This is a genomic window from Streptomyces sp. NPDC001848 (assembly GCF_042891915.1).
Taxonomy (GTDB): Bacteria; Actinomycetota; Actinomycetes; order Streptomycetales; family Streptomycetaceae; genus Streptomyces.
Genome location: NZ_JBIATP010000003.1, coordinates 1 through 4,000, shown reverse-complemented (window position 1 = coordinate 4,000; position 4,000 = coordinate 1). Strand labels below are relative to the sequence as shown.

The 4,000-nt window shown below is 71.4% G+C and carries 6 protein-coding genes; 3 read left to right on the top strand and 3 right to left on the bottom strand.

The features are described from left to right. Positions 1-798, top strand: a 798-nt coding sequence (locus ACFYZJ_RS06185; protein WP_388563417.1) for a molybdopterin-dependent oxidoreductase, incomplete at its 5' end; no start/stop codon positions are given. Here the strand turns inward: ACFYZJ_RS06185 and ACFYZJ_RS06180 are convergent. The 3 genes from ACFYZJ_RS06180 to ACFYZJ_RS06170 all read right to left on the bottom strand — a co-directional run bounded on the left by ACFYZJ_RS06180 (position 773) and on the right by ACFYZJ_RS06170 (position 2,813). Beyond that, the gene (locus ACFYZJ_RS06180) at positions 773-1,336 is read right to left on the bottom strand and encodes a hemerythrin domain-containing protein (protein ID WP_388563415.1); all 564 of its coding nucleotides are present in this window, start codon (positions 1,334-1,336) and stop codon (positions 773-775) included. The two genes, ACFYZJ_RS06185 and ACFYZJ_RS06180, sit on opposite strands and share 26 nt — an antisense overlap. 179 nt (positions 1,337-1,515) lie before the next feature. Continuing rightward, positions 1,516-2,136 (bottom strand): L-threonylcarbamoyladenylate synthase, encoded by a 621-nt coding sequence (locus ACFYZJ_RS06175; RefSeq protein ID WP_388563413.1) that lies wholly within the window; start codon positions 2,134-2,136, stop codon positions 1,516-1,518. A 146-nt stretch (positions 2,137-2,282) separates the two neighbouring features. Then, positions 2,283-2,813: a pep a2 gene (locus ACFYZJ_RS06170; RefSeq protein ID WP_388563411.1), complete on the bottom strand. Its 531-nt coding sequence runs from the start codon at positions 2,811-2,813 to the stop codon at positions 2,283-2,285. Positions 2,814-3,050: 237 nt separating this feature from the next. On the opposite strand from ACFYZJ_RS06170, the gene ACFYZJ_RS06165 reads away from it, so the two are divergent. Both ACFYZJ_RS06165 and ACFYZJ_RS06160 read left to right on the top strand, forming a co-directional pair. Next, positions 3,051-3,296, top strand: coding sequence for a DUF5133 domain-containing protein (locus ACFYZJ_RS06165; protein ID WP_388563409.1), 246 nt, complete (start codon positions 3,051-3,053; stop codon positions 3,294-3,296). Between the two features lie 84 nt (positions 3,297-3,380). After that, positions 3,381-4,000 (top strand): maltotransferase domain-containing protein (locus tag ACFYZJ_RS06160; protein WP_388563407.1); only part of this gene is annotated, 620 nt, incomplete at its 3' end.

Here is a 4,000-nt window from a genome sequence, read left to right as displayed (position 1 = left end):
GCCGGGCCGGCGACCGGGTCGACCACGGGCGTCTCGGACCCGAGGGCCTGTTCGGATGGCAGGCGAACAACTCCGGCGACCGCCTCACCACGCCCCTGGTCCGCGTCCGACGGCGAGCTGCGCGAGACCGACTGGGACACGGCGATGGACGCCTTGGTCACCCGTTCCCGCCAGGTCATCCGCGACCACGGTCCGCTCGCCATGGCCTTCTCCACGAGCGGTCAGCTCTTCGCCGAGGAGTACCACGCCCTGGCGAAGATCGCCCGCGGCGGCATCGGCACCCCGCACCTGGACGGCAACACGCGCCTGTGCACGGCGACCGCCGAGTGGGCGCTGATCGAGAGCTTCGGCAGCGACGGCGACCCCGGTTCGTACACCGACATCGACCTGTGCGACACGCTCTTCCTCGTCGGCCACAACGTCGCCGAGACCCAGACGGTCCTGTGGGCCCGCATACCGGACCGGCTCGGCGGCCCCGACCGCCCCCGGCTCGCCGGGGCCGACCCGCGCCTGACGCTCACGGCCCGGCGCGCGGACGTCCATCTGCCCGTGCGGCCCGGCACGAACGTCGCACTCCTGAACGCGCTGCAGCACGAGATGATCCGCCACGGCTGGGTCGACGAGCCGTGGGTGCGCGCCCACACCGTGGGATACGACGACCTCGTGGCCGTCGCCGAGCAGTACCCGCCCGAACGCGCGTGGCCGCCGCCGACTGAGGACCGGCCGGGCCGCGGGCGGCAGCTCCCGTTTCCAGGCGGGCAGCTCCCGTCTCTCAGGCGGAGCGGCCGCGGCCGGTGACGAAGTCGCGGACCCGGTCGACCAGACCCGTCCCCGGCGCGAGCAGCTTGTTGAGCGGCGGGGTGTCGGGGGCGGCCGGGTGGGGGCGCGTGGGCGCCATCTTCTTGGCGGTACGGATCTTGTCACCCAGCTGGTCGAGCATGTCCTGGCCGCACGCCTGTCGCAGCTTGGGGAAGAGGTTGTTCTCCTCGTCCTCCACGTGCGAGGTCACCTCGCTCTTCACGGTCATGAACAACCGGTCGAACTCCGGGTCGTCCACGGAGCACCCATCGAGCTGTTTGAGGGCCTGCTCCACCCGCGCGTGGTCGGCGATCTCCTTGTCGGCCATCGCGCCGCCGCCCTCGATGTGCTTCCGGACCGCCGGGTACAGGTACTGCTCCTCCGCGACGGAATGCCGTACGAGTTCGATGGTCATCTCGTCGGCCAGCTTACGGCGGTCCTGATGCCCGCTGGGCAGCGACTGGATTCGCTGGAACAGGGTTTCCACCTCCCGGTGGTCGGTGGTGAGCTCGGCGATGACGTCGCCACCGTGTGCCATGTCGGTCTCCCTGTGACGTGGCTGATGGGTGAGGCGGACGGCTGTCCACGGCTGCTTGTGGCAGCCCGGAACCGCCCGGACATCATTTCCCGTGACGAACAGGGCGTTGACGGCAGTCGCCGGTAGTCCCCCGGTCGGCCGAACGGCCTCCTCACCGGTACGGCTCGGGGAGCACGACGTCACTCGAAGCGAGAGGTGTCGCCCGCTCCCTTGCGTACGATCTCGGGCTCGCCCCCGGAGAAGTCGATGACCGTGGTCGGTTCGGTGCCGCAGTCCCCGGAGTCGACCACGGCGTCCACGACGTGGTCGAGCCGCTCCTTGATCTCCCAGCCCTGTGTCATCGGCTCCTCCTCGCCCGGCAGGAGCAGGGTGCTCGACAGCAGCGGCTCTCCGAGCTCCGCCAGCAGCGCCTGCGCCACCACATGGTCGGGGATGCGGACCCCGACCGTCTTCTTCTTCGGGTGCAGCAGCTTGCGCGGCACCTCGCGGGTCGCGGGCAGGATGAACGTGTAACTGCCGGGAGTCGACGCCTTGATCGCGCGGAACACGTCCTTGTCCACGTACACGAACTGGCCGAGCTGCGCGAAGTCCCGGCAGACGAGCGTGAAGTGGTGGCGCTCGTCGAGCTGTCGGATCGCCCGGATGCGTTCCATGCCGTCCCGGCTGCCCAGCCGGCACCCCAGCGCGAAGCAGGAGTCCGTCGGATACACCACGAGGGCACCGTCACGAATGCTGTCGGCGACCTGGCCGATGGTGCGCGGCTGCGGGTTGTCGGGATGAACGTCGAAGTACTTCGCCATCCGCCGAGTTTCGAGCACGCCGGGGTGCGCTGTCCACGCGACGTGATGTCGGAGTGCGGCGGGTCGGGGGCGCCCGCGCCGCCCGGGCGCGCTCCGCCGGGCGGCAGGGTGGTGCCGCCCGGCAGGTGTGCGGCCTGCCGCGGTGGTCAGGCGGGCGCCGCGACCGGCTGGCGTCGTCCGGCGCCCGCGGCCACCCGTTCCCGCCCGGTGGCGTCCGCCGTGAGCGGCAGGGAGCGCGGGAGGGGGCGCGTCTCGCGCAGGCTCGGCGCGGGGGCCACCGGCACGAGCGGAGCGGGGTCGCCGGCCCGGGCCCGCTGCGAGAACCAGATGATCTTTCCGCCGGTGCCGGTGGCGCAGCAGCCCCAGCCGTTGCTCAGCGCCGCGATCTGCGCCAGGCAGCCGCTCGGCGCGTAGTGCGGCCGGATGTCGCGTTCGCTGTCCTGGACAGCGGTGATCAGGTGCTGGCCGTTCCACCACATCTCGATGGTGGTGTTCTTGTCCGCGGCGTGGGCGTCGATCGTCCGCAGCAGCGCTTCGGCGCACTGGCAGACGGGTTCGACGAGGATCTCCAGATCCCAGTAGCGGAGGTGGGCGGCCAGGATCCGCCGGACCTGCCCGATCCGCTCCGGGCTGACCTCGACGTCGAGGTGGTAGTAGCAGGGCGCTGCGGTCTTCATCGTCGTTGGCTCCTCACCGGCGAGGCTCTCGCTCCTCCTCGCCCCTCTGGGCCGAGCCCCGATCACGAAGCGTGAGCGGTCGTCGCTCTCGAGTCAGTCCCAGAGTGCGAGCACTACTCCATTCGTGCAACAGGAAGCCCATCAGCCCCACTGGTTGAATTCCGAACAGGACGCTGAGTGATGGTCCGTGCACCATGGGTGGAACACTCAGCGCGGAGAGCGGAGGTGACCGGTGCCATGCCCCTGCCCGCCAGAGCCGAGGTCGCCAGACACCTCGAGCGGTACCGGGAGTGGGAGCGCCTGATGCTCGCCTCCCCCGACAACCGCCAGGTGCGCGGCACCTTCGAGAGCGCCGGTTACACACTGTGCGCACTCATGGGAAAGCGTTGCGCACGCGAGGCCGCCGACGCCGCCGAGTTGTATCTCCACACGCACCGTGCGCGGGCCGCCCGCACATCCCCGGCCACGCCGGCGGACGGGTGATCCAGGCGCCGTAACCAGCTCGGGACCCATGACCGCAGGGTCGGCGCCCACCGAACTCGACCATGGCCGAGGAGGCGAAGAGGGATGGAACCGCAGGCCGCGTACCGGGACGGGGCGAGGCCCGTCGCCGGGGGCGCGAGGGCCGCGATCGGACGCATACCCATCGTGGACGTCCGCCCGGCCGTCGACGGCGGCCGACGCCCGGCCAAGGCGGTGGAGGGCGAGACCTTCCAGGTCACCGCCACGGTCTTCGGTGAGGGGCAGGGCGCGATCGGCGCCGACGTCGTCCTCCACGACCCCGAGGGCCGCCCCGGCCCGTGGACGCCGATGCGCGAGCTGGAGCCCGGCACGGACCGCTGGGGCGCCGAGGTGACCCCGCTGTCGGTCGGTCACTGGACCTACGCCGTGGAGGCCTGGAGCGATCCGGTCACCACCTGGCGCCGGCACGCCCTGATCAAGGTGCCGTCCCGTATCGACGTCGCCCTGGTCCTGGAGGAAGGCGCGGACCTTTACGAGCGCGCTGCCGAGGGAGTGCCGGAAGGACCGCGGCGCGACCTGCTGCACGCGGCAGCCCGCGCGCTGCGCGACGAGTCCCGCGCACCGCTGGCACGTCTCGCGGCGGCGTTGACGCCCGAGGTGGATGCGGTGCTGGCGCGGTATCCGTTGCGTGAACTGGTGACGTCCTCGGATCCGTTGCCGTTGGT